The sequence below is a fragment of the Crenothrix sp. genome, assembly GCF_043729335.1.
Taxonomy (GTDB): domain Bacteria; phylum Pseudomonadota; class Gammaproteobacteria; order Methylococcales; family Methylomonadaceae; genus Crenothrix.
Window position 1 is genome coordinate 36,751 of the sequence record NZ_JAYTLQ010000029.1, and the last position, 23,490, is coordinate 60,240.

The window sequence follows — 23,490 nt, forward strand, 5'->3', positions numbered from 1 at the left end:
TTCTGCCCACCTTTTATCTTAATGTGGGTAGGCAAAAAAACCTGCCCAGCCAACGGACGCAGGAGCGTCACCAGCGGTATTCCCACGCAGAGCGTGGGAACAATATCTATTTTTTAACGTACATTAATAACCACTTTACCCACATTATTGGTTTTATTATTATCGCTACCCGAAGCAACCTGCACAGCACTGATCTTCTTGGTTACCGTGGCTCCCGCTTTAAGCTTCAGAGTAATTGTGCGGGCTGTATTGGCAGCAATCGAACCCAAATTACATGCCAACTGCGTAGCACTACGGGTACACGTAGCCTTACCAGCACTTACAGTAACACCGGTTAACGTTAACCCTGATGGAATAATAACGCGTGCAATACTGCCCACAGCAGCGCCTGTGCCGCCGTTCCTCACTTCAACAGGATAATTAAAACTCTGAGATCTCACCGTGTTAATAGGGTTAACCGGAAATACAGGGCGTAAATCTGAATCACCTGTAGGAGTAGGCGCAGGTACAGGTGCCGGGATTGGAGCTGGGGCTGGCGCGGGCGGGTTAGTGCTATTAGTCAAACAAGCGGCACTGGCAATATTGGGGGACATCTGTTGCAGACTACAGGGGGAAAATTGGCTAGTATTATTCAAGAATGGATTCATGATGTAATTGCCTGGCGTACTCGCACAAGCTGATCCACTTTGGGCATCATGTGGTGCGCCAAAATTATGCCCCATTTCGTGGGCAACCGTTAAAGCCCCTGCCGTACCGGTTCCCGTTATCTGACTTAACCCCACACCATAAGCTTTGGAGCACAGCGCGCCAATATAGGCTATGCCCACGGTAGAGCCATCGATATTGCGGCTGGTGAAAAGATGTGCAATACCCGGGTTATTAAAACCAGGCGCCTTGGTAAAACTGGAAAACTGATTAAGCAGTGTTGTCGAGCTTGTCGAAGTCATCGCCCCATCATTGGTTAATGCTCTTATTTCGCTGACATTGATATGAACACCCACTTGATCTGAATAAATGCCATCGACAACATTCATGCGGGCAACCACGGCTGCTTGTGGGTTTGCACTATTCGCCTGGGTGAATTTCGCATCGGTAACAATAGCGACATCAAGCTGACGGGCCGTTGCAGGCAAGGCTTTAGCGCGTGTTTGCAGTTCGCCTACCAGTTTTTGAAACTTATGAACACTTTTGGCTTTGGGGTCTAAAGCACAAGTGGCATCAGATTCTGTTTCAGAAAGCTTGTAGATAAGTGAATACGGCTTGCTGGCTGCTTTTGCCAATTGTCTACCGGCAAGGGCTTTGGCGACGTCATCTGAGCTATCGATGATATAGAGCTCCTTACCATCCCAAAATGCGCCAGTGATTTTTTCACCGGCTTTATTAATTCTGGCCCACGAACCCTGTACGCCGGTTAACTTACCTTTGTACAGCTGCATCGATTTTTTAAGACGGTTCTTTTGCGCCGTGGGCAAATTAGCTACCAGTTGATCATTAGATTCAAGTGCCAAGTCGAATTGTTTGCCAAAGGCTTTTAACGACACTGTGGTCGCGGGAGCCATCTTTGCAGCGATCCGCGAATTTTTTGAAGCTTCAGGTGTGCTAAAACGGATATTGTTTAGGGGTTCATGGTGCAGAATTTTAAAATCCTCGCCCAGACTGGACGGGGCTATTTCTTGAGCAAGCGCGGGCTGAACAGCGATGCTGGCTAAAGAAATTGCTCCGAGCAGTGTTGAATAGTGCCTTGTTTTATTTCTCATTATAAATATCTCTACTAAGTCAAAATTGTACCGAATTTGTTTATTCGGCTGTAGAGACAATAGTTGCGAAATATTAAACCGATCTTAAATCAAAAATCTTTCTTCATTCTTCAACCGTTGCCGAATTTACAATAGAACACGCATGACAACGCTTAGACCGGACTCATTTTTTATGCCAAATTTGGAAATAACCTCCTTTTGAACGGCAGCTTTTACCGTGCTTAAAAAATGCCCAGTTCTCTCAAATGACTGGCATCTGGTATCATAAACTATTGAATGCAGACAATTCGTCGGCATTCGCTGATTAAGAGTCCTCTGTGAACACTGTTAAATTTTCCTCATTACCGTTAAGCCCTGCCCTGCTTGAAAATATAGAATCTCTGGGTTATACCCAGCTCACACCTGTTCAGGCCGAAAGTTTGCCGTCTATTCTTGACGGCAAAGATGTGATTGCACAAGCCAAAACCGGCAGCGGTAAAACCGCCTGCTTTGGTATCGGCATATTATCTGCGCTAGATTTGACTAACTTTAGAGTGCAAGCACTGGTGGTGTGCCCAACCCGCGAACTGGCCGATCAGGTCTGTAACGAGATTCGCAAGCTAGCCCGGTTCACCCAAAACATTAAGGTTCTGGCCTTATGCGGCGGCACGCCAGCTCGTCCGCAAGCGGAATCTCTGGATCATGGTGTGCATATTGTTGTCGGCACACCGGGGCGTTTGCAGGAACATCTGCGTAAGCGCAACTTGATATTGGATAGCTTAAAAATACTGGTATTGGATGAAGCCGACCGTATGCTGGACATGGGTTTTGAAGAAGCAGTTTCAGAGGTGATTTCGTATGCACCAAAACAACGGCAAACCTTACTGTTTTCTGCCACATTTGCCGACCCGATCCGGGAACTGAGCCGGAAATTTCAGAGCAATCCGGTTACCGTCAGCATTGAGGAAGGCCATCAGGAAGACGCTATCGAGCAGCGTTTTTTTCAGATAGAGAAAAACAATAGAACCAATGCGATGGGCTATCTTCTGGCGTATTATCGACCAGAATCCACGGTAATATTCTGTAATACTAAAAAAGATTGCCATGAGGTTGCCAATGGCTTGGAGCGTAACGGGTTTTCTGTGCAGGCCTTACATGGTGATCTGGAGCAAAAAGATCGCGATCAGGTTTTGGTGCGTTTTGCCAATAAAAGCTGCTCCATTTTGGTGGCCACCGATGTGGCCGCGCGTGGTTTGGATATTAAAGAATTACAGGCAGTGATTAATTTTGAGCTGCCGTGGGATCCAGAAATTTATGTCCATCGCATTGGTCGCACAGGTCGTGCCGGTAATAAGGGCTTGGCGTTAAGCTTGTGTACGCCGCAGGAACTGCCCCGCGTTAAAGCTATTGAAGACTATCAAAAGTCTTCTGCACAATGGGATGAAGTTGCGCCGTTTAAAATGACCAGCGAACACCAACTGGTACCGCCGATGGTGACTTTATGGATAGACGGTGGCCGTAAAGATAAAGTGCGTCCGGGGGATATATTGGGTGCGTTAACCGGCGAGAAAGGTATTGCAGGTAGCGAAGTGGGTAAAATCGATATTTTTGATAATCATGCCTATGTCGCCATAAAACGCAACAGTGTCGATAATGCGCTGATCTGTTTAAGAAACGGCAAAATAAAGGGACGTAACTTTAACGTACGTAAATCGCAATGGGGATAATTTTTTTAACAAACTTATTTTTGTGCAAGATTCTTGAGTATTTCTTCCAAAGGCACAAGGTTCATCGTTAACCTGAATAGCACGGCATTATTCTCTAGCAACCCGTAACAGTGATAAGTTCTAAGGCGTATATTGGTTTGGTTTAAAGTATTTGCAGGCGATTCAGGCACTTGTTGAACCAGAATGTTCAGCGTGTCGTTATTTTTAAGCTGACTGACATAGTGCCGGTCTACTGAAATCTCATGCGAGGTGTAGACCATGGGGTTGCGCTTAAAGTCATGATTTTCTAACTGCGCTTTTTCCAGCAAAGCACCAGACGTTAAGCTGCACGGAAATATTTCCGGATAATGCGCAAACTGTAATACCTCATCAAAATAATCGGCTTGTTCTGCAAAAGACCCCGATAGAAAGTTTTTAGCCGAACCGTTATTGACATATTTACGTTTAAGAAAATAATCTGTTCCCGGAACAGTTGTGCGGTCTGGAACGCCGTTTAGATCAGGTAAATTATCAAGTGGTATACCCGCTAAAAATAACGGCTCGGAGGTTTCTTTTTTAAAGCCCAATAACACGGTTTTGCCATCAGATTTCAGGGCAATGCGATTGCCCAGTGTCAGCGTGGGAATAGTGCTAATGAGGGTTTTTTTTATATCGAGATAAACGGGCGTGCGTGGGCGAACGGCATTAACAAAGGTAATTTGATAATTACTGAAACGCAGATTATTTTCGGCAATCACCTGGTCTTCATGATGCGCTGCACGGTAAAGCCGCATTTGGTATTCAATCAGGGTATTGAGTTGATAACCTAATACAATGGGGCCTTTAAATGGGTTATGGGTAATCTGTAACCATTTATGTTTATCGTGGAACAAATTGAAATCATCAGACGCGTTACGCGCTACTTCGATGTGAATTTGTTCAAAAGTATAAGATTCTTTATTCATGTCAACAGGCGACATTACGGTTTTAATTCGGCAATCAACTGGGTTATAACCGCTTCCTTACCCATAATGTCTTCACACAAATTAAACTGCGCTACGGCGCGGTGCAAATTCTGTTCGGGATCAGTGACCTTAAAATAACGATTGCCTTCCAGATAGTCAGTATAAAAACGTATGCCCAATTCAAAAGGTATCAGTCTTATGGCAGGGTATAAATACTGGTAATCGGCTTCAGTAAAAAATGCTGCCGCTTCGGCCAGATAGTTTTTTAAAATGGCGACAGCAATGTCCAGATTAAAGCGGTTGGTATTCATGTCATGGCAGCAAGAGCGCAAGCAATCACCAATATCGTAATGCACTAAGCCGGGTTTTACGGTATCAAGATCAATCAAGCTGACAATACGCTGGCTGCTGGTATCGAACAGAAAGTTATTAATTTTTGGATCACCGTGGATAATGCGCACAGTCAACAGATCCTGCTGTTTTGCGTTTTCTAGATCCTCTGCTAGCGACTGAAATTTGTCGATAAATTCGGCGCAATAGCGATTCGCTTTTGGTTCAGTGTCTAAGCTGATCTTTTGATAATGTTTAAGATAATCGGGGGCAATATGAAAACCGGGTAGCGTATCTTGTAATAAGCCTGGGTAAAGATCGCTTAGTAAATAATGAAAATGCCCCAACGCAGAACCAATTTGTTCGGCATCGGCTAAGGTTCTTATCGCTTCCAGACTTTCGGTTTTTTCAATAAACGTTAATGCGCGCCAATAATCCTGATTTTCATCCTGATACAAAATCGCACCATCGCTAATCGCTAAAATAACGGGAATTTGTAATTTTACGTCCACAGGGGCTTTTTGCTGCATGTGCTGATTTAGCATAATCAGATTAGCCATGATTTGCTCAGGATGAGCAAACACCTGACGATTGATACGCTGCAATACAAAACTGTGCGTATCGGTTATTACCCGATACGTATCATTAATCAGGCCATTGCCGAGAGGTGTTATTTCCCTGACTGTCTTGGCAAATTGTTGGGCAATATTTAACAAGGCAGTCATGGGCTATAGTCCTGAAGTTTTTAACAAACGCATGAGCATATTTAATGCTTGTCCTCTGTGGCTGAGGGCATTTTTAACGGCGGGCGGTAATTGTGCAGATGTGTATTGCTGTTCGGGAACCCAGAAAATGGGATCATAACCGAAACCGTTATCACCCGCTGCATGATCGACAATATGACCTTCCCAACTGCCTTGCGCGATGATCGGGCATGGATCGTTAGCATGTCGCAGATACACCAGAACGCAGATAAAACGGGCGCTGCGTTGTTCGATCGGGAAGTCTTTAAGTGCCAGTAACAATTTGGTGTTATTGTCCTGATCGCTAGCCCCCACGCCTGCATAGCGAGCGGAGATAACACCAGGAGCGCCGCCCAAAGCATCAACCACTAAGCCAGAATCATCCGCTATCGCAGGCATCTGGCAATGTAATGCCGCATTTCGGGCTTTTAATAGGGCATTTTCTATAAAGGTAACACCGCTTTCCTCACATTCGGTCACACCAAATTCGGATTGTGGCCGAATAGTATTATCTTGCAAAATAGCCTGAAACTCTTTGACTTTGCCTTGATTACCGCTGGCCAGGACTATAGTGTGCTGTGTCGCCAATATCATTGATGCCCGTCTATAGCCGCGCGTTGCTTTTCCAACAAAATACTAATACCGTGCTCGGCTAAGCTCAGCATGGCGTCCAGCTCGGATTTTTTAAACGCATGGCCCTCGGCAGTGCCCTGGATTTCAATAAAAGCCGAACCGTCATTCATCACCACGTTCATATCGGTTTCTGCGCTGCTATCTTCAGCATAATCCAGATCCAATACCGGTACGCCCTCGTAAATGCCCACAGAAACTGAAGCCACGTGGCCATGCAAAGGATTAGTTTTGATGAGTTTTTTCTTAAGCATGGTGTTTACCGCTAACGACAAGGCCACAAAGCCGCCGGTAATGGCTGCGGTGCGGGTACCGCCATCGGCTTGCAAAACATCGCAATCGATGGTGACGGTATGTTCGCCCAAGGCTTTTAAATCCACCGCCGCACGTAATGAGCGGCCAATCAAACGCTGGATTTCCATGGTACGACCGCCTTGTTTGCCTTGGCTGGCTTCACGTCCCATGCGGCTATGGGTTGAGCGGGGCAACATACCGTACTCGGCGGTAACCCAGCCTTCGCCTTTGCCTTTTAAAAATCGCGGTACGGATCTATCAACACTGGCGGTACACAACACGCGGGTATCGCCAAATTCAACCAGCACCGACCCTTCTGCGTGGCGGGTAAAGCCACAGGTGAATTTTATTTCTCGAAGTTGATCTGGATTGCGTCCACTCGGTCTCATGATGTTCCCACTTAAATTAAAGTTGGCCAGTATACCTGAACTAATACGCTACGGTAGCCCTAATCAAACGTTTATAAGGGCTTGTCTCAGCTGGACAACCGTTTGCGGGCGATCCTGGGGATGCAGCGCCATAGCCCAGTCAATCACTTTAAGAAAATACTCAGGAAACTTGCCTTTTAACGCATTTACGGCGGGCGGCAGCGTATCTTTTTTTAACCGGGCTACGCTATCAAGCGGAGTTCTGCCATCAAGACATGCACGGATACAAGCACCAATAGCATAGACATCCGTCCACGGCCCAAACTGGGCATTTTGGTTATATTGTTCAACAGGCGAATAGCCTTGCGATACCACGGTACTTTTTTTATTCGACACTTTACTCGGATAGCTTTGAATAGCGCCAAAATCCAGTAATAAGGCATCATAGCCTGGGCGCACCAAAATATTGGCGGGCTTAATATCCAGATGCACCAGATTTTCGCTGTGAATATGCGCAACGCCATCTAATAGCGTGGTCAGCAGAGGCAATAAAAACTCCAAAGATACACTGACGTGTTTCTGGGTTAATAATTTATCGAGAGTAATGCCATAGTCATAGGTCATTACCATATAAACAGTGGAATTGGCTTTAAAAAAGCCGATAACTTCCACAATATTGGGGTGTTTTAAGGTCGCCAAAACTTTGGCTTCTTCAAAAAACAAGGCACGCCCACGTAAGAATAGGGTTTTTGTTTCTTCGCTGTTGGCAACAACGACATTATTCCAGGTTCTGTGCGCTAATTTTCGGGGTAAATATTCTTTAATGGCCACCTGAATTTGATCAGCCGTTTGTCTTGCCAGATAAACCGAGCTAAATCCACCGTGCGCCAATTCCCGCTCGATCATATACTGGTCTATAATGATGCCCGTTTGGAGATAATTCCATTGTTGGGGGTAAGTTTCAGGATCGTAGTATTCAGCCATCATGGTGTGTGTTTGGCGTTAATAGGCCTCTACAATTATAGGTTAAAAATGATAAGAAGTATGACTGCATTTTCGGGTGCTGAAACTGAACTGGGTAATTTGACCGTCAGTTGTGAAATTCGCTCGGTAAATCACCGTTATTGCGATATTACTTTAAAACTTCCCGACCGCTTACGTTTTCTTGAAGTGGAAATGCGTTCCGCGATCAGTGCAAAAATTAATCGCGGTAAAATTGAATGCACAGTAAATTGCAAAAAACAAACTAAATCGGGACAGAGCTTTTACGTAAATCCAGATGCCGTTATTGCCTTGCTTGAAGCAACGCAAGCAATTGAACAACAGATGTCTGGTGCTTTGGCATTTTCTGCTTTGGATGTTTTGGCTTTTCCAGGTATTCAGCAAGAACCGGATGTGGATAGTGGATCACTTAACGAAGGCGTTATGCGCATGATTACTGAGGCTTTAACAAGCTTAGTGGCTACACGTCAACGCGAAGGCGCTCAACTTAAGCTGCTTATTGAGGAGCGTTGTGCAAAAATGCGCAGCCTTGTCATGCTGGCAGAACAACGTATGCCAGAAGTACTGCAACTGGTACGTATTCGTTTGAAAGACAGAATAATTGAATTAGTCGCTCAGCCCGATTTTGACCGGTTAGAACAGGAATTGGTGATTTTAACGCAAAAGCTGGATATTGCTGAAGAGTTGGATAGGTTAAATACCCATATCACTGAAGTGTTAAGAGCGTTAACACAACCGGAAGCTGCCGGTAGACGCCTGGATTTTTTAATGCAGGAGCTAAACCGCGAAGCCAATACTATTGGTTCAAAATCAAATGATAAAGAAATGACACGCATATCGATTGAGCTTAAAGTGCTTATTGAGCAAATGCGTGAGCAAATCCAAAATATCGAATAACCTACTTGTTATGAATACTGGCACTCTTTATATTATTTCCGCACCTTCCGGTGCCGGAAAAACCAGCTTGGTTAAACAGTTGGCTGCAACGCTGGACAATTTGATCGTCTCAATTTCTCACACGACAAGACAGGCGCGTCCTGGTGAAACGGAGGCACAGGATTATTATTTTGTTTCACTGCCTGAGTTTGAAGCCATGCTGCAAAAACAAGCGTTTTTGGAACATGCCCAGGTTTTTGATAATTTCTACGGTACAGCCCAACAAACGGTCGAAGATAATCTGGCTCAAGGCCTGGATGTAATACTGGAAATTGATTGGCAAGGCGCTCAACAAATAAGAACGATATTTCCTGACAGCGTTTCTATTTTTATTTTGCCGCCGTCAACAGATGTTTTACGACAACGTCTTAACAACCGTGCTCAAGATGACGAACAAACCATTGCTCGGCGTATGCGTGATGCCGTAACGGAAATGCAGCACCATGCCGAGTTTGATTATTTAATTGTTAACGAGGTATTTGATCAGGCGTTGTTGGAATTAAAAAGCATTCTTATTACTCATCGGTTAACTTTACAAAAACAGCGTTGCCGTTTAAAGGTAATGCTGACATCGTTGCTGTCTGGAAGTTAACAACTGTTAACCATAACGTCTAAAGTTGGGTTGCCAAGCGCAGCCCATCTTGTCCAGCTTCATCTTCGAAAAAATAAATTGATAACCACTGTTAAGATAACGCTCACAATTAACATAGATACAAGCGGGATAAATACAAAACTTTTTGCATTTTGAATACGAATATCACCCGGCAATTTACCAAACCAGTTAACCAGCCAAGGCGCATAGCTGATTACCAGCCCCATCATAACTAACGCAATCCCAAGAATTATAATCATTTTTCCTGTGCTCATAATAATTCCTCTGTTCATAACATACCTGAAAGATGGACAATATTATTCCAATAAGATTACCCGATAGAGTTAAGCCTTTTTTCTATCAGGCAATGGCATAAGATAATGGTTGGCACACATCATTTTAATTTTGATCAATGCCATACAACACATCGTCTAGTGGAATCAGGTAAAATCTTAATCCCTCGTATTGCACAGCAAATAAATATAATGCGTCAACAATTTTTAAAAGCCTTTTGCGGACTCTTATTGACAGCACTGGCCAGCACAGTAAATTGCGCAGAATTGCCCACACCCACACTAGCACCAGGCTATGGTGATCTGCAATTTACCGCGCCACCACCCGATAGCTATACCCTGCCACTATTAGGCCAAGCGCAAGATGGCAAGGTATTAGATGTCGAAGGTCACGACACTACTTTGCACACCTTAATGGCCAGCAAGTCCAAAGGTTCGAACAAAATTGTCATACTAAGTTTTATTTATGCAACCTGCAGTGATGTCAATGGCTGCCCGTTAGCCACTACGGTGTTACACAAAATTAACAGCCGTTTACAAAAAGAACCCGAACTGGCCAAAAAGTTACGCCTGCTGACCTTAAGTTTTAACCCCAAACACGATACACCCACGCAAATGAAGCACTACGGCGAAAGCCTGAAACAGGGTGTACTCGAATGGGATTTTTTAACCACCCGTTCCGAGCAAGAATTAAACCCCATCCTTACGGCTTATCAGCAAAATATTCAAAAAATTTATGATGACAAAGGCCATGACACCGGCACCTTTTCGCATGTATTACGTGTTTATCTGATTGATGAACATCAGCAAATTCGGAACATCTACAGCTTGTCGTTTTTACACCCTGATATTTTAATTAATGATATTAAAAGCCTGCTACCTAAACCATCCGTTAAAACGCCACAAACCCAGCCTAAAAAAATCGATGCGTTAAAGACTGTGCGTCATCCACCGCTCGGTTTACCACCCGTACCCTTCCCTAAGAATAATCCCATCAGTCCGGAAAAAATCAGCTTGGGGAAAAAGCTATTTTTTGATCGCCGCCTGTCGCTGAATAATACGATGTCTTGCGCTATGTGCCATATTGCCGATCAAGGCTTTACCAACAACCAAATGGCGACTGCTGTCGGTGCAGAAGGTCGCACGGTACGGCGCAATAGTCCGTCTTTATATAACAGCGCATATTTTACGCTGTTGTTTCATGATGGCCGTGAAACCGAACTGGAACAGCAAGTGTGGCTGCCATTGCTCACCCATAACGAAATGGCCAATCCGTCTATTGGCTATGTTATCGACAAAATTAATAACAGCACAGACTACGCGGGACTGTTCCAAAAAGCCTTTAAAAAACCCGCTAGCATGGAGACAGTGGGCATGGCGCTGGCCAGTTATGAACGCACGTTGAATTCGGCCAATTCGCCATTTGACCGCTGGCAATACGGCCATGACACACAGGCCCTTGATGAAAAAGCACAACGTGGATTGCAATTATTTACCGGCAAGGCGGGCTGCTCACAATGTCATACGATTGCTGATAAATATGCACTGTTTACCGATAATGGCTTGCACAATACCGGAGTTGGCTATCAGGATGCCATGGTGAGCAAGGATACCAAGCAGAATGTGCAGCTTGCACCTGATGTTTTTGTGAAGGTGGATGCTAAGCTGATTGATTCGGTATCAGAAACCAAAAGCAACGATTTGGGACGTTATGAAATCACCCAAGACCCGCAAGATCGTTGGAAATATAAAACCCCATCGCTACGTAACATTAACCTAACAGCACCGTATATGCACAATGGCAGTCTGGCTAGCTTAAAAGATGTGATTGCTTTTTATAACCAAGGCGGTGTCGCTAATGAAAACCTTGATCCGCTCATTAAGCCTTTGCATTTAAACCCTGAAGAAACGCAAGACCTTGAACATTTTTTAAACCAGCTAACCGGCAATAACGTGCAAGAATTGATGGAGGATGCCCAAACTGCGCCCATAGGTGATATGCAATAGCGAGTCTTATAGCCCTCTTTATCTCTAGCAAAGGGAAAAGAACCAAAAAATCACTCTTTTTCTCCTCTTGCCAAATAAAAACCAAAGAACAGTGGTATTTTTTTGAACAGTTTTGGCGAACATTTATTTTTTTGTTCAGCCATATTTTGATCAGCAATGTTTTTTAGTGCCATAGCTAATGGATTGTTGTTACCTGCGTATTGCTCAACAGTAAGACAAAAACCATTAAAATCGTGTAAATAAAGCGGCACAATAAATTGATATTCCACAGTGTTAGTGTCTACATATAAACATTTTAGGCCAAATCTTTCGCCTTCTTCCACTGAGACAATTTGCTTCCAGGTAACGGCCTGGTAACAACCTAGGCAATTGTAACTGTACAGCCCTGTAGCACTAATTTTTAAAGGATAAAGATAATCCGATAACAAGACTAAAATGGCAATAACAACAAACGCCATCATCGGGATGAGTACCGCAAAGGCTAAGTTACCGCAGGCCGGAAAGCGTCCAGAATGCCATTGCCCTATAATGGCCACAACAAAAAATAGGCACGACAAAATTGCCAGAAACTTGGCATAAAGCCGCAACAACGGCAAAAAAGAATAGAATTTTTCTTGGATAGCGGGCGACATATCTCCTCCCTTTTATAATTATTGTTATTATCGTTTGTTCTTATTTTTCTGTGTTTACACCACTTCGCTTACTTTTACGGTTTGGAGATGGGTGTTATCTATTATTAATGAGGTAAAAATACCAATTATCGGCTTATAGTACAACGTACTAAGCTAGAAAATCAGCATTTTAATATGCAATAGCCATAAAGCTAAAGCTCAACTTAATATTCTTTGCCAGGTTTTTTAGGATGGCTGTGATGTTGTAACACATTGAGCTCTGGCTGAGAATAAAATAAGCTGTCGTTCATTGCATAAACTAAGGGGTAAACTGTTAATTAGCAATAATGCAGGTGTTCTATTTTTCGATGCAAAAAGTAGGACACCTGGGCAGTTTTGTTAAAAATATCCCATACCTAGGTCTAATCTGATTGATATGTCTGCTATTCATTTTATCGAAACCGAAGCCAACACATTGCCTGAGCTGCTACGCATTAGCGTAATTAATGCTTTAAATGATTGGTATCAACATGCCTCCGAATTGGGACTGATTGTTCCTGAATCAGGAGCCTTCAAATCATCACTGGCCAAAGTCTGGTGCAGCAGCCAGTTTGTCGCCGAAAGCTGCACACGCAAACCGGAAATGCTAATCGATTTGCTCAACTCAGGCGATTTATTAGCGCAATACTTATCCGGTCATTATACCCAGGCCTTAACTCACCACACCGCAAGCACCGAAGCGGAATTAATGGCAGAATTACGGCAGTTCCGGCGCAGAGAAATGGTGCGGATCGCCTGGCGAGATTTGGCCGGCTGGGCAACACTGGATGAAACCTTAATGGATTTGTCCCAGCTTGCCGATGCCTGTATTCAATCAGCCCTGGCTTTTGTATACCAACAAGCGTGTGAAAGATTTGGCACACCTTTGTTGCCCAACGGTCAACCTCAGCAAATGATCGTGTTAGGTATGGGCAAACTCGGTGCTTATGAACTTAATTACTCTTCAGACATTGACCTGATCTTTGCCTATCTGCAAGACGGCGAGTTACCGGATAGAAAAGCCACCACGTATGGGGAATTTTTTACCCGTGTTTGCAAAAGCTTGATTAAGGTATTGGATGAAATCACGGTTGACGGCTTTGTGTTTCGTACCGATATTCGCTTACGACCTTACGGTGACAGCGGCGCCATCATCATGACCTTTGATGGCATGGAAATCTATTACCAAACTCAGGCACGAGAATGGGAACGTTATGCCATGATTAAAGCCCGTCAAGTCGCTGGAGATTTTGATACTGGTAAACAACTGATGGCTATGCTCACAGCTTTTGTATACCGGCGTTATCTGGATTACGGTGCGTTTGAGGAGCTGCGCTCATTAAAGCTACAAATCAGCCAGGAACTGCGCCGTAAAGACCGCATGGAAAATATTAAACTTGGTCCCGGCGGTATCCGCGAAATTGAGTTTATCGGCCAGGCCTTTCAATTGATCCGTGGCGGCAGTGAAAAAACACTGCAAACACGCGGTATTATTGATGTCTTAACGCTGCTGGGTGAACTGCATTTAGTAACACCCGAAGATGCCGCCCAATTAAAGCAATCCTACCAATTTTTACGCCGTGCCGAAAACCATATCCAGCAATATCAAGATAAACAAACCCACGATTTACCAACTGATTCCAACGTACAACAGATTCTGGCCTACTCACTGGATTATGCAGATTGGCACAGCTTTAAACAAGCTTTGGATGCGGTCAGGGCGCAAGTACAGGCCGTGTTCGACCAGGTATTTTCGGTATCTAAACAAACACAACAAGAAAATAGCCAAAAGCTTTGGCTGTGTGCAGCAGATGATGCTGAGTTGTTACAGTATCTGGCAGGTTATGGCTTTCAAGATTGCGAACGCAGCTTGATCACGCTTAAACACTTTAAAAACTCTTTTGCGCTTAAGCGCCTAACAACTAAGGGCTTGGGTGTACTTGATCGTTTAATGCCACAATTAATTGAAGCCTTGCCAGACACCAAAAATCCCGATGAAACTTTAAAACGCACCTTGCTTTTATTTGAGGCGGTAGCGGGTAGAAACGTGTACTTATCGTTATTGGCTGAAAACCCTCACGCCTTGGCGCAATTACTCAGATTATTATCGGCCAGCCCATGGTTTGGTGATTATCTATCACGCTACCCGATATTATTTGATGACCTGCTCGATCCACGAACTTTATTTGAGCCGCTCAACAAAACCGATCTGGATGCCCAGCTAGCCGCTTTATTATCTCATGTTGATAGTGACGACGAAGAGCGGCTGATGAATGTACTGCGCCATTTCAAACAACAGCAATTATTGCGTGTGGCCGCCGCTGATATCATGGGTATAATCCCCATTATGGTGGTCAGTGATTATTTGACCTGGATTGCCGAAACCATTGTGGCTCATGCCGTAAACTGCGCCTGGCGGATGCTGATTAACAAGCATGGCTATCCGCTGGATTGCCAGGATAACAGCTCGGTAACCGGATTTGCAGTAGTGGGTTTTGGCAAGCTGGGCGGAATAGAGCTGGGTTATAGCTCAGATTTGGATATGGTATTTTTGTACACCTGCCAAGACGGCAATGCCATGACTAACGGTGCAAAACCCATTTCCAGTGCCCAGTTTTATGGTCGATTGGGGCTTAAAGTACAGCATATTCTCGATACCAAATTATTGTCTGGCATACTCTATGAAGTCGACATGCGCTTAAGGCCAAATGGCGATTCCGGCTTGCTGGTTACCCATATCGAGTCTTACGAAAACTATTTAAAAAATGAAGCCTGGACATGGGAACATCAAGCCCTGGTGCGGGGTCGATTTATCGCCGGTGACATTCATTTAAAAACCCATTATGAAGCCATAAGACAGCGTATATTAAGTTTACCGCGAGATACGCTTGCATTAAAAAAACAAGTGCGCGACATGCGGCAAAAAATGCGCGAGCACTTGGCAACAAAAGAAATCAACAAGTTTGACCTGAAACAAAGCAAAGGCGGTATTGCTGATATTGAGTTTATAGTACAATTCGCAGTATTGGCGCTGGCAGCAAAAAGCACCGCATTAACTACTTACACTGATAACGTCAGATTGCTGGACACATTGCAAGCTCAGGGTTTTATGGCTCCTGATGTCGCCAAAACGCTAAAAACTGCTTACTGCACTTATCGCGATCAAAGTCATAAACTGGCTTTGCAAGGTGATACCGCTATTGTTGATGAGGCACAAGTTACTGAACTAAGTTTGAAAGTGGAGCACATTTGGCACACTTTTATGGAGTAAACACATGAAACAAACCTACAACGCGGAGAAAAAATAATGGGGATGGAAGATAGAGATGGCTTTATTTGGCTGGATGGACAATGGACTGCCTGGCGTGAAGCGAAAGTACATGTATTAACCCATACTCTGCATTACGGCTTGGGCGTATTTGAAGGCATCCGAGCCTATAAAACCGAAAAAGGTACCGCTGTTTTTAAATTGCAGGAACATACCGATCGATTATTTCGTTCCGCACACATTATGAATATGCCGATGCCGTTTAGCAAAGAGCAGATCAACCAGGCGCAACTGGAAGCCGTGTCTAAAAATAATTTGGACAGCGCTTATATCCGCAGCATGTGTTTTTACGGCTCAGAAGGCATGGGTTTACGTGCCGATAATTTAAAAGTACACGTTATGGTGGCAGCGTGGGCATGGGGCGCTTACTTAGGTGATGACAGCATCGAAAAAGGCATCCGTATACGCACATCCTCCTACATCCGTAACCATCACAACAGCACCATGTGCAAGGCCAAAGCCAACGGCAATTACATCAACTCCATTTTGGCGCTGCAAGAAGCCCGCGCTAACGGTTATGATGAAGCGCTGATGCTGGATCACGAAGGCTTTGCCGCCGAAGGCAGTGCCGAAAACCTGTTTATTGTCCGTAACGGCAAAATTTACACGCCGGAAACCACCTCGGCTTTGGAAGGTATTACCCGTGATACCGTTATGACCATTGCCAGAGAACACGGTTATGAAGTTATCGAAAAGCGCATTACCCGCGATGAAATTTACGTATCTGATGAAGCCTTTTTTACGGGCTCTGCGGCGGAAGTGACCCCGATTAGAGAATTGGACAACCGTATCATAGGTTCTGGAAGTCGTGGTGTCGTCACCGAAAAATTACAGTCACTGTACTTTGATTATGTGAAAGATCGCCGATCTGACCATAACAATTGGTTGACTTACGTTTGAAGCCACTGATAAAAATCTTGGTTGTAGGCCCGTCATGGGTGGGCGATATGGTCATGGCGCAAAGTCTGTTTATCACGCTAAAAAAGCGATATGCCGGTTGCCATATTGATGTGCTTGCCCCTGTCTGGACGTTTGCCTTGCTGGAAAAAATGCCGGAAGTCTCTAAAGCTATCCCCTTACCCGTAGCACGCGGCCAATTGGGTTTAATAGCACGCTACCGTTTAGGCAAAAGCCTTCATGCAACAGGCTACGACCAAGCCATAATTTTGCCTAATTCATGGAAATCAGCATTAGTGCCTTTTTTTGCTGGCATTCCGTTACGTACCGGCTATATTGGCGAATGTCGCTGGGGCTTGCTGAACGACGCCAGAAAGCTGGATAAAACCGTGCTGACCATGACCGTGCAGCGCTTCGTTGCATTAGGCTTAGCTAAAAATGCATTGCTGTCACACTATCCAACACCGCATATTGTTAACAACACTGCCGCACAACAAACCACCGCAGTGAAATTTCAATTAACATCAGCCATGCAAACACTTGCCTTATGTCCCGGTGCAGAATATGGTGAGGCCAAACGTTGGCCGATAGGTCATTATGCAGAAGTGGCTAAGCGCATTGTTGCTCAGGGCTGGCAGGTTTGGTTATTGGGATCTGACAAAGATAAAGCCATTGCCGAACAAATTAATCAACAATCTGGCAATGTGTGCCATAACCTTGCCGGGCGCACATCGTTAGGCGAAGTAGTGGAACTGATGTCACTGGCCGACGTGGTCGTCACTAATGATTCGGGGTTAATGCACGTTGCTGCCGCTTTAGATAAAGACATTATTGCTTTATATGGTTCGTCCGATCCTGGCTTTACACCGCCTTTAACTAAAAAGGCCACCATTATTTCCCTAAACCTGAACTGCTCACCGTGTTTTAAACGCGAATGCCCTTTGTATCCACCGGACCATGAAAGCCATACCCAATGCCTGACCAAAATCACCCCTGATCGGGTGCTGACTACCCTAGGATCAATACACTAGGCCCGCCATGAAAATTGCAATCATCAAACTCTCTGCTTTAGGCGACATTATCCATGCCATGGTTGCTCTGCAATTTATCAAGGCGCAGCGTAGCGATATTCAAATTGACTGGATTGTTGAAGAGCGTTTTGCTGAAATCCTAAGACATAATCCGGACATTAACCAGCTATTGACGATTAATATAAAATCGTTAAAAACCAATAAAATTAACTTTTTCCGGCAAGTTAAAAAAGTACGCGGCTATGCCAGGAATCATTACGATTTAATTATTGACGCACAAGGCTTAATTAAATCCGCCGTTACTGCACGCTTATTAGGAAAGCCCATCGCGGGTTACGACATACACTCCATCCGTGAGAAAGCCGCCTCATGGTTTTACGATGTCAAAGTATCGTGTGCTTACGATGAAAACACCATCGATAGAAAAGCCCTGGTATTATCCAGCCCATTGGGCATAGGCATCAGTAAAGACCAGATTGTTAATAAACACCCGTTTCTATTTTTTAGCGATGAAGATCCGCAAATTTATGATTTTTTATTAAAAGATCGCATCAATATTATTATGGTAATAGGCTCAACCTGGGACAGCCGCAATTATCCCGTGTCGAAATTTATCAGCATAGCCAACAACCTGAAAGAAAACTGTCTGGTCGTGTGGGGCAATGAAGAAGAAAAAAATAAAGCTGACTGGATGGCGACCCAATCAGCATTTATTCAGGTCATGCCCAAACTGGATTTAAACAGTCTAAAAGCCTTGATTGCCAAATCGGATTTACTCATCGGTAATGATACCGGCCCCACCCACATGGCCTGGGCGCTTAATAAGCCGTCAATTACTTTGTTTGGCCCCACACCGGTGAGTCGGGTGTATCAAACCCACATTAATAAAGTCGTTAAATCGTCTTCAATTGTTAATCCTTATAAATTAAACAAAAACGATTATTCCATTAAAGATATTGACGAACAGGAAGTTATTGAGCTGGCAAAATCATTATTGCTCTTAGCGCCTCAAAAACTCTAGTTTAAAACAGGAAAGCCAAGGGATACGGTAAAAAAGTCCCATGCAGATCAATTAATCAATAAACCACCCTATAAAATCTTCTTCACCCCCTCAAATAATCAAACCCACAAACAAAAGCAATTACCCGGCAATGTGATAAAATTTTCGCCTGTCGGATGCCGTGACTGAAGAGTGCGGTTCAAATACCTTTCGGCACGATATACTTGTCATTGTGTATAGCTGTCGCTTTCTTTTAACCTTATCGCTTGAGTTTTTTATGAACAAACCCAAAAAAGTTGCAATTTTAACCGCTGGTGGACTCGCACCTTGTCTTAATTCTGCTATCGGCAGCCTGATTGAACGTTACACCGAAATCGACCCCAGCATCGAAATCATCTGCTACCGTAGCGGTTACAAAGGTCTGCTATTAGGTGATTTTTATACGGTAACCCCAGAAATTCGTGAAAAAGCCGGTCTTTTGCACCGCTTTGGTGGTTCGGTTATTGGCAACAGTCGCGTTAAGCTCACTAACGTTAAAGATTGCATCAAACGTGGCTTAGTGCAAGAAGGCCAGGATCCACAAAAAGTCGCGGCTGACCAATTGGTTAAAGACGGCGTTGATATTTTACACACCATCGGCGGCGATGACACTAATACCGCAGCGGCGGATTTGGCGGCGTTTTTGGCTTCCAACAACTACGGCCTGACTGTTATTGGCTTGCCTAAAACTGTCGATAACGATGTGTTCCCCATCAAGCAATCTTTAGGCGCATGGACTGCCGCCGAGCAAGGCGCAAAGTATTTCTGGAATGTCGTCGCAGAAAACAATTCCAACCCGCGTATGTTGATTGTCCATGAAGTGATGGGCCGTAGTTGTGGCTGGTTGACCGCTGCAACGGCTGTGGAATATCGTAAATTACTGGATCGTGCTGAGTGGTTGCCTGAACTGGGTTTGAGTCGTGACTCTTACGAAGTTCACGGTGTGTTCATCCCTGAAATGGCGATTGATTTGGCCGGCGAAGCCGCGCGTCTGCGTGCGGTTATGGATAAAGTCGATTGCGTTAATATATTTGTGTCAGAAGGTGCGGGCGTAGAAGCGATTGTTGCTGAAATGCAAGCCAAGGGACAAGAAGTACCGCGTGATGCGTTTGGTCACGTTAAGCTGGATGCGGTTAACCCTGGCAAATGGTTTGGTGAGCAGTTTGCGCAAATGATCGGCGCTGAAAAAACCCTGATACAAAAATCAGGTTATTTCGCGCGGGCTTCTGCGGCTAATGTCGAAGATATTCGTTTGATTAAATCTTGCGCGGATTTAGCGGTGGAATGCGCGTTTAGACGTGAATCCGGTGTAATTGGCCATGATGATGACCAAGGCTTTATCTTACGTGCCATTGAATTTCCACGCATAAAAGGCGGTAAGCCGTTTAATATTAATTCAGCTTGGTTTGATAAAACTTTGGGTGAAATTGGCCAAGCTAAAGGCGCTAAGGTAGAAACTAGCCACTAACACCGTAGGGCGGATTCGCGCCAGCAATCCGCCTTTTGCCTTGCCGCATGTGGTGTATTGCTTGGCGGCGAATACACCCTACCATATTACAACTTATTCGCACATTCATCAGCAGCAGGCTTCCGTTATGATCCAAGCGACTTACATCAGTACTCCAACGCGCTCCATGAGCACCGAAGATCTCATGCAAATTTTGAATTCTGCGCGGCAGAATAATATCCGATTAGGTGTATCGGGTATGCTTCTGTTTACCGGTAGCGAGTTTATCCAGATACTTGAGGGAGAAGAGAAGATCATTGAGGAATTATTAGCCAAGATAAAACAAGACCCTCGACATGGAGACATTCGAATTATAGAGAAGAAAAAGATTACTACACGCGAATATGCCGATTGGACTATGGGATTCAAGCATGTGGACAAAAATGATTTGCGTGATATACCGGGGCTGAACAAATTCTTTGATACCGATTTGAGCGGTGAGATTGATCATAATAAGTTAAAATTGATCAATAATTTGTTGAACCATTTCCGCAATAAAGAAAAGAAAAAAAATATCCACGATGAATTGTCTCTGGATCAAGAGGATAAATTTATTTTTTTCTTGCACTCCATGATTCGTTTTGCTGTGAAGGTGCTGGCATTGTTAATGATGCTCACGGTTCTCTGGTGTGTGTTGGACGTTGTGGCGGTCATCTATAAAGAAATATTAAGCCTGCCTATAACGTCATTAGGCAAGTCGGAAATATTGCATGTGTTCGGCTCATTCATGATCGTTCTGATTGCAGTTGAAATATTCATCAACATCACTCTATACATTCGCAACGATGTCATACCAGTGAAGATGGTCGTGGCAACAGCACTAATGGCAGTCGCACGGAAAATTATTGTTTTCGATTTCCATGACGTATCGGCCCTGCATGTCATCGGTACCGGTGTTTTGGTCATTGCCCTGGGCGTTAGTTACTGGCTACTGGAACGGGAATTCAAAGTACACTGAGATACCTAACCTGCTTTAACTGACCTATCGTAATATTAATAACATAGGGCGGATTCGCGTCAGCAATCCACCTTTTACCTTGCCGTATGCTTTGTATTGCCTAGCGGCGAATGCACCTTACCGCGCTAATGGCGAATATATTATACAGCCATGAATTAAGATAACCCGAAGACACTTTTTTTATGACTATATGTATTGCTGACGATGCCTCTATTAACCAAGCCGTCAAGCTGTTACACCAAGGCCGCCTAGTAGCATTCCCCACCGAAACCGTTTACGGCCTAGGCGCAGATGCCAGCAACCCAGAAGCCGTAGCACGCATATTTGCAGCCAAAGGACGACCCGAAAACCACCCGCTCATCGTACATATAGCCGACAGTACTTGCCTATCCAACTGGGCAGAAAATATACCCAATGCAGCACAACGCTTAGCCGAACATTTCTGGCCTGGTCCTTTGGCCATTATTTTAAATAAGAAAGACCATGTTCCAATAGCTGTTACCGGCGGCCAAAATACAGTCGGACTGCGCGTACCCAACCATCCAGTTGCATTGCAATTATTACGCGCATTTGGTGGCGGTATTGCAGCACCGTCTGCCAACCGGTTTTGCCGTATCAGCCCCACGCAAGCGCAACATGTTGCAGAAGAACTAGGCGATGCAGTGGATTTAATATTGGATGGCGGAGCATGCGAAGTCGGTGTGGAATCCACCATTATTGATTTAAGCGGTACTACACCACGCTTGCTCAGGCACGGCCATATCACCGCTGAACAAATTCAACAGGCATTACAAACCGAGCTGCTTATTCCTGATAAGGCAAAGCAAATACAATCAGATGAAATACGCGCACCGGGTATGATGACCGTACATTACGCGCCACTCACTACCGCCCTGCTCTGCCCCAGCGATTGTTTACCAAGCCTTATCAAGCAACTGGTATCGGAAAACAAACGCATAGCTGTCATGAGCTATCAAACCGTTATTACAGCAACCGGCCAGATCAGTGTTATGAAGATGCCAGAAATGGCAGAAACTTACGCGCAGTGTTTATACGCATCATTACGGGAACTGGATCATCAACAACGCGATGTTATTGTCGTGGAACAACCTCCGGCCACAGCAGAATGGTCAGCGATTAATGATCGTTTAGAAAAAGCGACTGTACCGGATCGGTAGGTATGATTTTGGTCTTGGGTGTACAGATTTGGGCAATTGGGAAATGACAACTGAAACAACTGCCCTTGCCTAACTCACTAGTAATCACCAAGCGGGCATCCTGGCGCATTAAGGCGTGCTTAACTATCGCTAAGCCCAAACCAATACCAGGCACTTTTTTACTACGCCTAACCTCAATACGATAAAAACGTTCCGACACCCGTGGAATATCCGCTGCCGCGATGCCTTCGCCTTTATCTTCAACTGACATAACGACTGATTCACCGCTCTGATACCATCTAACCTTAACTTTCGTATCATCAGGGGAATACTTCAGCGCATTACTCAATAAATTGCTGAAAGCACTACGCAACGCCAATTCTTCGCCAGCAACGTGTACCTGCGTGGCTAAAATCAATTCTATTCGATCCGCGTTACCCACCATATCACTGCTTTCTTTACAAATCTGCGTTAACAAAGCCGGTACGTCTATACATTGCGTTTTGCCCTGCTGCGTTTCCAGGCGGGTCAACAGCAGTAAATCATCCACCAAATGCTGCATACGATCAGTTTGCGTCTGCATTTGCTGTACGGAGTTGGTCAGCAATTGCGACTCTCCGTCATCCATGTCTTGCAGCGTTTCAATATAGCCTTTTAACACGGTTAACGGTGTTCTAAGTTCGTGAGAAACATTGGCCACAAAATCCTTGCGCATACGCTCCATCTTTTTTAATTGCGTAACATCCTGCGCCAGCAACAAGCGCAATCCTGCACCGTAACTGACAACTCGCACCGCTAACGTCATTTGGCTATTGACAGGAGACGGCACAATTACCGCTTCTTCGTAATTACCAGATTTTAAATAACGGATAAACTCAGGAAAACGGATAAGATTGGGAATGCGCTGACCCTTATCCGACGGCTTTAACCCCAGCACTTTCAAGGCGGTTTTATTGGCCCATTCAATTTCATCATTCGCGCCCAAAACAACCGCTGCATCAGGCAATGCTTCAGTGGACTGGCGAAATTGATCAATCACTTTACTGAGTTTCTTTTTCCGGCGTTTTTCGTTCTTTTTAATACGATAAACGTGGTAGTAAATTTCTTCCCAAACCCCGCTGGTTTTGGGATATTGACTTCGCCCGCCTTGCCTTATCCATCGTTCAAAGCGGGTGATTTGAAAAATTTGCTGTACCAATACAACAAGTACCAGTAACAAAAATAAAGGTAAAAATAATCCGGTTAATCCACCAACAATAGCTACCAGTAAAAACAGCAAAAATACCGAAATAAGTTCCTTTTGCCAAATACCCATGGAATT

The 23,490-nt window shown here is 44.6% G+C and carries 20 protein-coding genes; 11 read left to right on the forward strand and 9 right to left on the reverse strand.

From position 1 onward, the window contains the following. Positions 1-113: 113 nt before the first annotated feature. Positions 114-1,757: a M12 family metallo-peptidase gene (locus ACHZC4_RS07300; RefSeq protein ID WP_394753174.1), complete on the reverse strand. Its 1,644-nt coding sequence runs from the start codon at positions 1,755-1,757 to the stop codon at positions 114-116. Between the two features lie 317 nt (positions 1,758-2,074). Between ACHZC4_RS07300 and dbpA the strand changes: the two genes are divergently transcribed. Then, positions 2,075-3,463: an ATP-dependent RNA helicase DbpA gene (gene dbpA, locus ACHZC4_RS07305; RefSeq protein WP_394753175.1), complete on the forward strand. Its 1,389-nt coding sequence runs from the start codon at positions 2,075-2,077 to the stop codon at positions 3,461-3,463. 14 nt (positions 3,464-3,477) lie between these two features. On the opposite strand, the gene ACHZC4_RS07310 is transcribed toward dbpA, so the two are convergent. The 5 genes from ACHZC4_RS07310 to ACHZC4_RS07330 form a co-directional block, all read right to left on the reverse strand. Further along, entirely contained in the window at positions 3,478-4,407 is a 930-nt protein-coding gene (locus ACHZC4_RS07310; RefSeq protein WP_394753176.1) for a hypothetical protein, read from the reverse strand. Between the two features lie 14 nt (positions 4,408-4,421). Then, on the reverse strand, positions 4,422-5,462 hold the full coding sequence (locus ACHZC4_RS07315) for a phosphotransferase enzyme family protein (RefSeq protein WP_394753177.1): 1,041 nt from the start codon (positions 5,460-5,462) through the stop codon (positions 4,422-4,424). 3 nt (positions 5,463-5,465) lie between these two features. After that, on the reverse strand, positions 5,466-6,074 hold the full coding sequence (gene rdgB / locus ACHZC4_RS07320) for an RdgB/HAM1 family non-canonical purine NTP pyrophosphatase (protein ID WP_394753178.1): 609 nt from the start codon (positions 6,072-6,074) through the stop codon (positions 5,466-5,468). Beyond that, entirely contained in the window at positions 6,071-6,793 is a 723-nt protein-coding gene (gene rph / locus ACHZC4_RS07325; RefSeq protein ID WP_394753179.1) for a ribonuclease PH, read from the reverse strand. Before rph ends, rdgB begins: the two co-directional genes overlap by 4 nt. 63 nt (positions 6,794-6,856) lie before the next feature. Further along, positions 6,857-7,756, reverse strand: a complete 900-nt coding sequence (locus ACHZC4_RS07330; protein WP_394753205.1) for a serine/threonine protein kinase — start codon at positions 7,754-7,756, stop codon at positions 6,857-6,859. A 48-nt stretch (positions 7,757-7,804) separates the two neighbouring features. Between ACHZC4_RS07330 and ACHZC4_RS07335 the strand changes: the two genes are divergently transcribed. Next, entirely contained in the window at positions 7,805-8,671 is an 867-nt protein-coding gene (locus ACHZC4_RS07335) for a YicC/YloC family endoribonuclease (protein ID WP_394753180.1), read from the forward strand. A 10-nt stretch (positions 8,672-8,681) separates the two neighbouring features. Continuing rightward, complete coding sequence (gene gmk, locus ACHZC4_RS07340; RefSeq protein ID WP_394753181.1) at positions 8,682-9,302, forward strand: guanylate kinase; 621 nt, start codon at positions 8,682-8,684, stop codon at positions 9,300-9,302. A 59-nt stretch (positions 9,303-9,361) separates the two neighbouring features. On the opposite strand, the gene ACHZC4_RS07345 is transcribed toward gmk, so the two are convergent. After that, complete coding sequence (locus tag ACHZC4_RS07345) at positions 9,362-9,577, reverse strand: DUF2905 domain-containing protein (protein ID WP_394753182.1); 216 nt, start codon at positions 9,575-9,577, stop codon at positions 9,362-9,364. Between the two features lie 210 nt (positions 9,578-9,787). Between ACHZC4_RS07345 and ACHZC4_RS07350 the strand changes: the two genes are divergently transcribed. Further along, entirely contained in the window at positions 9,788-11,602 is a 1,815-nt protein-coding gene (locus ACHZC4_RS07350) for a cytochrome c peroxidase (RefSeq protein WP_394753183.1), read from the forward strand. A 50-nt stretch (positions 11,603-11,652) separates the two neighbouring features. Here the strand turns inward: ACHZC4_RS07350 and ACHZC4_RS07355 are convergent, their stop codons facing one another. Beyond that, positions 11,653-12,234, reverse strand: a complete 582-nt coding sequence (locus tag ACHZC4_RS07355; protein WP_394753184.1) for a hypothetical protein — start codon at positions 12,232-12,234, stop codon at positions 11,653-11,655. A gap of 415 nt (positions 12,235-12,649) precedes the next feature. Here ACHZC4_RS07355 and glnE point away from each other — a divergent pair, with 415 nt between their 5' ends. The 7 genes from glnE (at position 12,650) to ACHZC4_RS07390 (ending at position 22,190) form a co-directional block, all read left to right on the forward strand. Next, a complete protein-coding gene (gene glnE / locus ACHZC4_RS07360) occupies positions 12,650-15,523 on the forward strand; it encodes a bifunctional [glutamate--ammonia ligase]-adenylyl-L-tyrosine phosphorylase/[glutamate--ammonia-ligase] adenylyltransferase (RefSeq protein ID WP_394753185.1) in 2,874 nt (957 codons plus the stop codon). A 36-nt stretch (positions 15,524-15,559) separates the two neighbouring features. Beyond that, positions 15,560-16,480, forward strand: a complete 921-nt coding sequence (locus ACHZC4_RS07365; RefSeq protein WP_394753186.1) for a branched-chain amino acid transaminase — start codon at positions 15,560-15,562, stop codon at positions 16,478-16,480. Further along, positions 16,477-17,508, forward strand: coding sequence for a lipopolysaccharide heptosyltransferase II (gene waaF, locus ACHZC4_RS07370; protein ID WP_394753187.1), 1,032 nt, complete (start codon positions 16,477-16,479; stop codon positions 17,506-17,508). Before ACHZC4_RS07365 ends, waaF begins: the two co-directional genes overlap by 4 nt. A 7-nt stretch (positions 17,509-17,515) precedes the next feature. Then, positions 17,516-18,529: a lipopolysaccharide heptosyltransferase I gene (gene waaC, locus ACHZC4_RS07375; RefSeq protein ID WP_394753188.1), complete on the forward strand. Its 1,014-nt coding sequence runs from the start codon at positions 17,516-17,518 to the stop codon at positions 18,527-18,529. Positions 18,530-18,785: 256 nt separating this feature from the next. Beyond that, positions 18,786-20,015 (forward strand): pyrophosphate--fructose-6-phosphate 1-phosphotransferase, encoded by a 1,230-nt coding sequence (locus ACHZC4_RS07380; RefSeq protein ID WP_394753189.1) that lies wholly within the window; start codon positions 18,786-18,788, stop codon positions 20,013-20,015. Positions 20,016-20,142: 127 nt separating this feature from the next. Further along, complete coding sequence (locus ACHZC4_RS07385; protein ID WP_394753206.1) at positions 20,143-21,012, forward strand: phosphate-starvation-inducible PsiE family protein; 870 nt, start codon at positions 20,143-20,145, stop codon at positions 21,010-21,012. Positions 21,013-21,194: 182 nt separating this feature from the next. Continuing rightward, positions 21,195-22,190 (forward strand): L-threonylcarbamoyladenylate synthase, encoded by a 996-nt coding sequence (locus ACHZC4_RS07390; protein ID WP_394753190.1) that lies wholly within the window; start codon positions 21,195-21,197, stop codon positions 22,188-22,190. On the opposite strand, the gene phoR is transcribed toward ACHZC4_RS07390, so the two are convergent. Beyond that, positions 22,150-23,484, reverse strand: coding sequence for a phosphate regulon sensor histidine kinase PhoR (gene phoR, locus ACHZC4_RS07395; protein WP_394753191.1), 1,335 nt, complete (start codon positions 23,482-23,484; stop codon positions 22,150-22,152). The two genes, ACHZC4_RS07390 and phoR, sit on opposite strands and share 41 nt — an antisense overlap. Positions 23,485-23,490: the final 6 nt, after the last annotated feature.

Excerpts from the sequence above, each read along its gene's own strand:
- ACHZC4_RS07300 (WP_394753174.1), bottom strand. The coding sequence starts at position 1,757 with ATGAGAAATAAAACAAGGCACTATTCAACACTGCTCGGAGCAATTTCT.
- ACHZC4_RS07310 (WP_394753176.1), bottom strand. The coding sequence starts at position 4,407 with ATGAATAAAGAATCTTATACTTTTGAACAAATTCACATCGAAGTAGCG.
- ACHZC4_RS07315 (WP_394753177.1), bottom strand. The coding sequence starts at position 5,462 with ATGACTGCCTTGTTAAATATTGCCCAACAATTTGCCAAGACAGTCAGG.
- rdgB (WP_394753178.1), bottom strand. The coding sequence starts at position 6,074 with ATGATATTGGCGACACAGCACACTATAGTCCTGGCCAGCGGTAATCAA.
- rph (WP_394753179.1), bottom strand. The coding sequence starts at position 6,793 with ATGAGACCGAGTGGACGCAATCCAGATCAACTTCGAGAAATAAAATTC.
- ACHZC4_RS07330 (WP_394753205.1), bottom strand. The coding sequence starts at position 7,756 with ATGGCTGAATACTACGATCCTGAAACTTACCCCCAACAATGGAATTAT.
- ACHZC4_RS07335 (WP_394753180.1), top strand. The coding sequence starts at position 7,805 with ATGATAAGAAGTATGACTGCATTTTCGGGTGCTGAAACTGAACTGGGT.
- gmk (WP_394753181.1), top strand. The coding sequence starts at position 8,682 with ATGAATACTGGCACTCTTTATATTATTTCCGCACCTTCCGGTGCCGGA.
- ACHZC4_RS07345 (WP_394753182.1), bottom strand. The coding sequence starts at position 9,577 with ATGAGCACAGGAAAAATGATTATAATTCTTGGGATTGCGTTAGTTATG.
- ACHZC4_RS07350 (WP_394753183.1), top strand. The coding sequence starts at position 9,788 with ATGCGTCAACAATTTTTAAAAGCCTTTTGCGGACTCTTATTGACAGCA.
- ACHZC4_RS07355 (WP_394753184.1), bottom strand. The coding sequence starts at position 12,234 with ATGTCGCCCGCTATCCAAGAAAAATTCTATTCTTTTTTGCCGTTGTTG.
- glnE (WP_394753185.1), top strand. The coding sequence starts at position 12,650 with ATGTCTGCTATTCATTTTATCGAAACCGAAGCCAACACATTGCCTGAG.
- ACHZC4_RS07365 (WP_394753186.1), top strand. The coding sequence starts at position 15,560 with ATGGGGATGGAAGATAGAGATGGCTTTATTTGGCTGGATGGACAATGG.
- waaC (WP_394753188.1), top strand. The coding sequence starts at position 17,516 with ATGAAAATTGCAATCATCAAACTCTCTGCTTTAGGCGACATTATCCAT.
- ACHZC4_RS07380 (WP_394753189.1), top strand. The coding sequence starts at position 18,786 with ATGAACAAACCCAAAAAAGTTGCAATTTTAACCGCTGGTGGACTCGCA.
- ACHZC4_RS07385 (WP_394753206.1), top strand. The coding sequence starts at position 20,143 with ATGATCCAAGCGACTTACATCAGTACTCCAACGCGCTCCATGAGCACC.
- ACHZC4_RS07390 (WP_394753190.1), top strand. The coding sequence starts at position 21,195 with ATGACTATATGTATTGCTGACGATGCCTCTATTAACCAAGCCGTCAAG.
- phoR (WP_394753191.1), bottom strand. The coding sequence starts at position 23,484 with ATGGGTATTTGGCAAAAGGAACTTATTTCGGTATTTTTGCTGTTTTTA.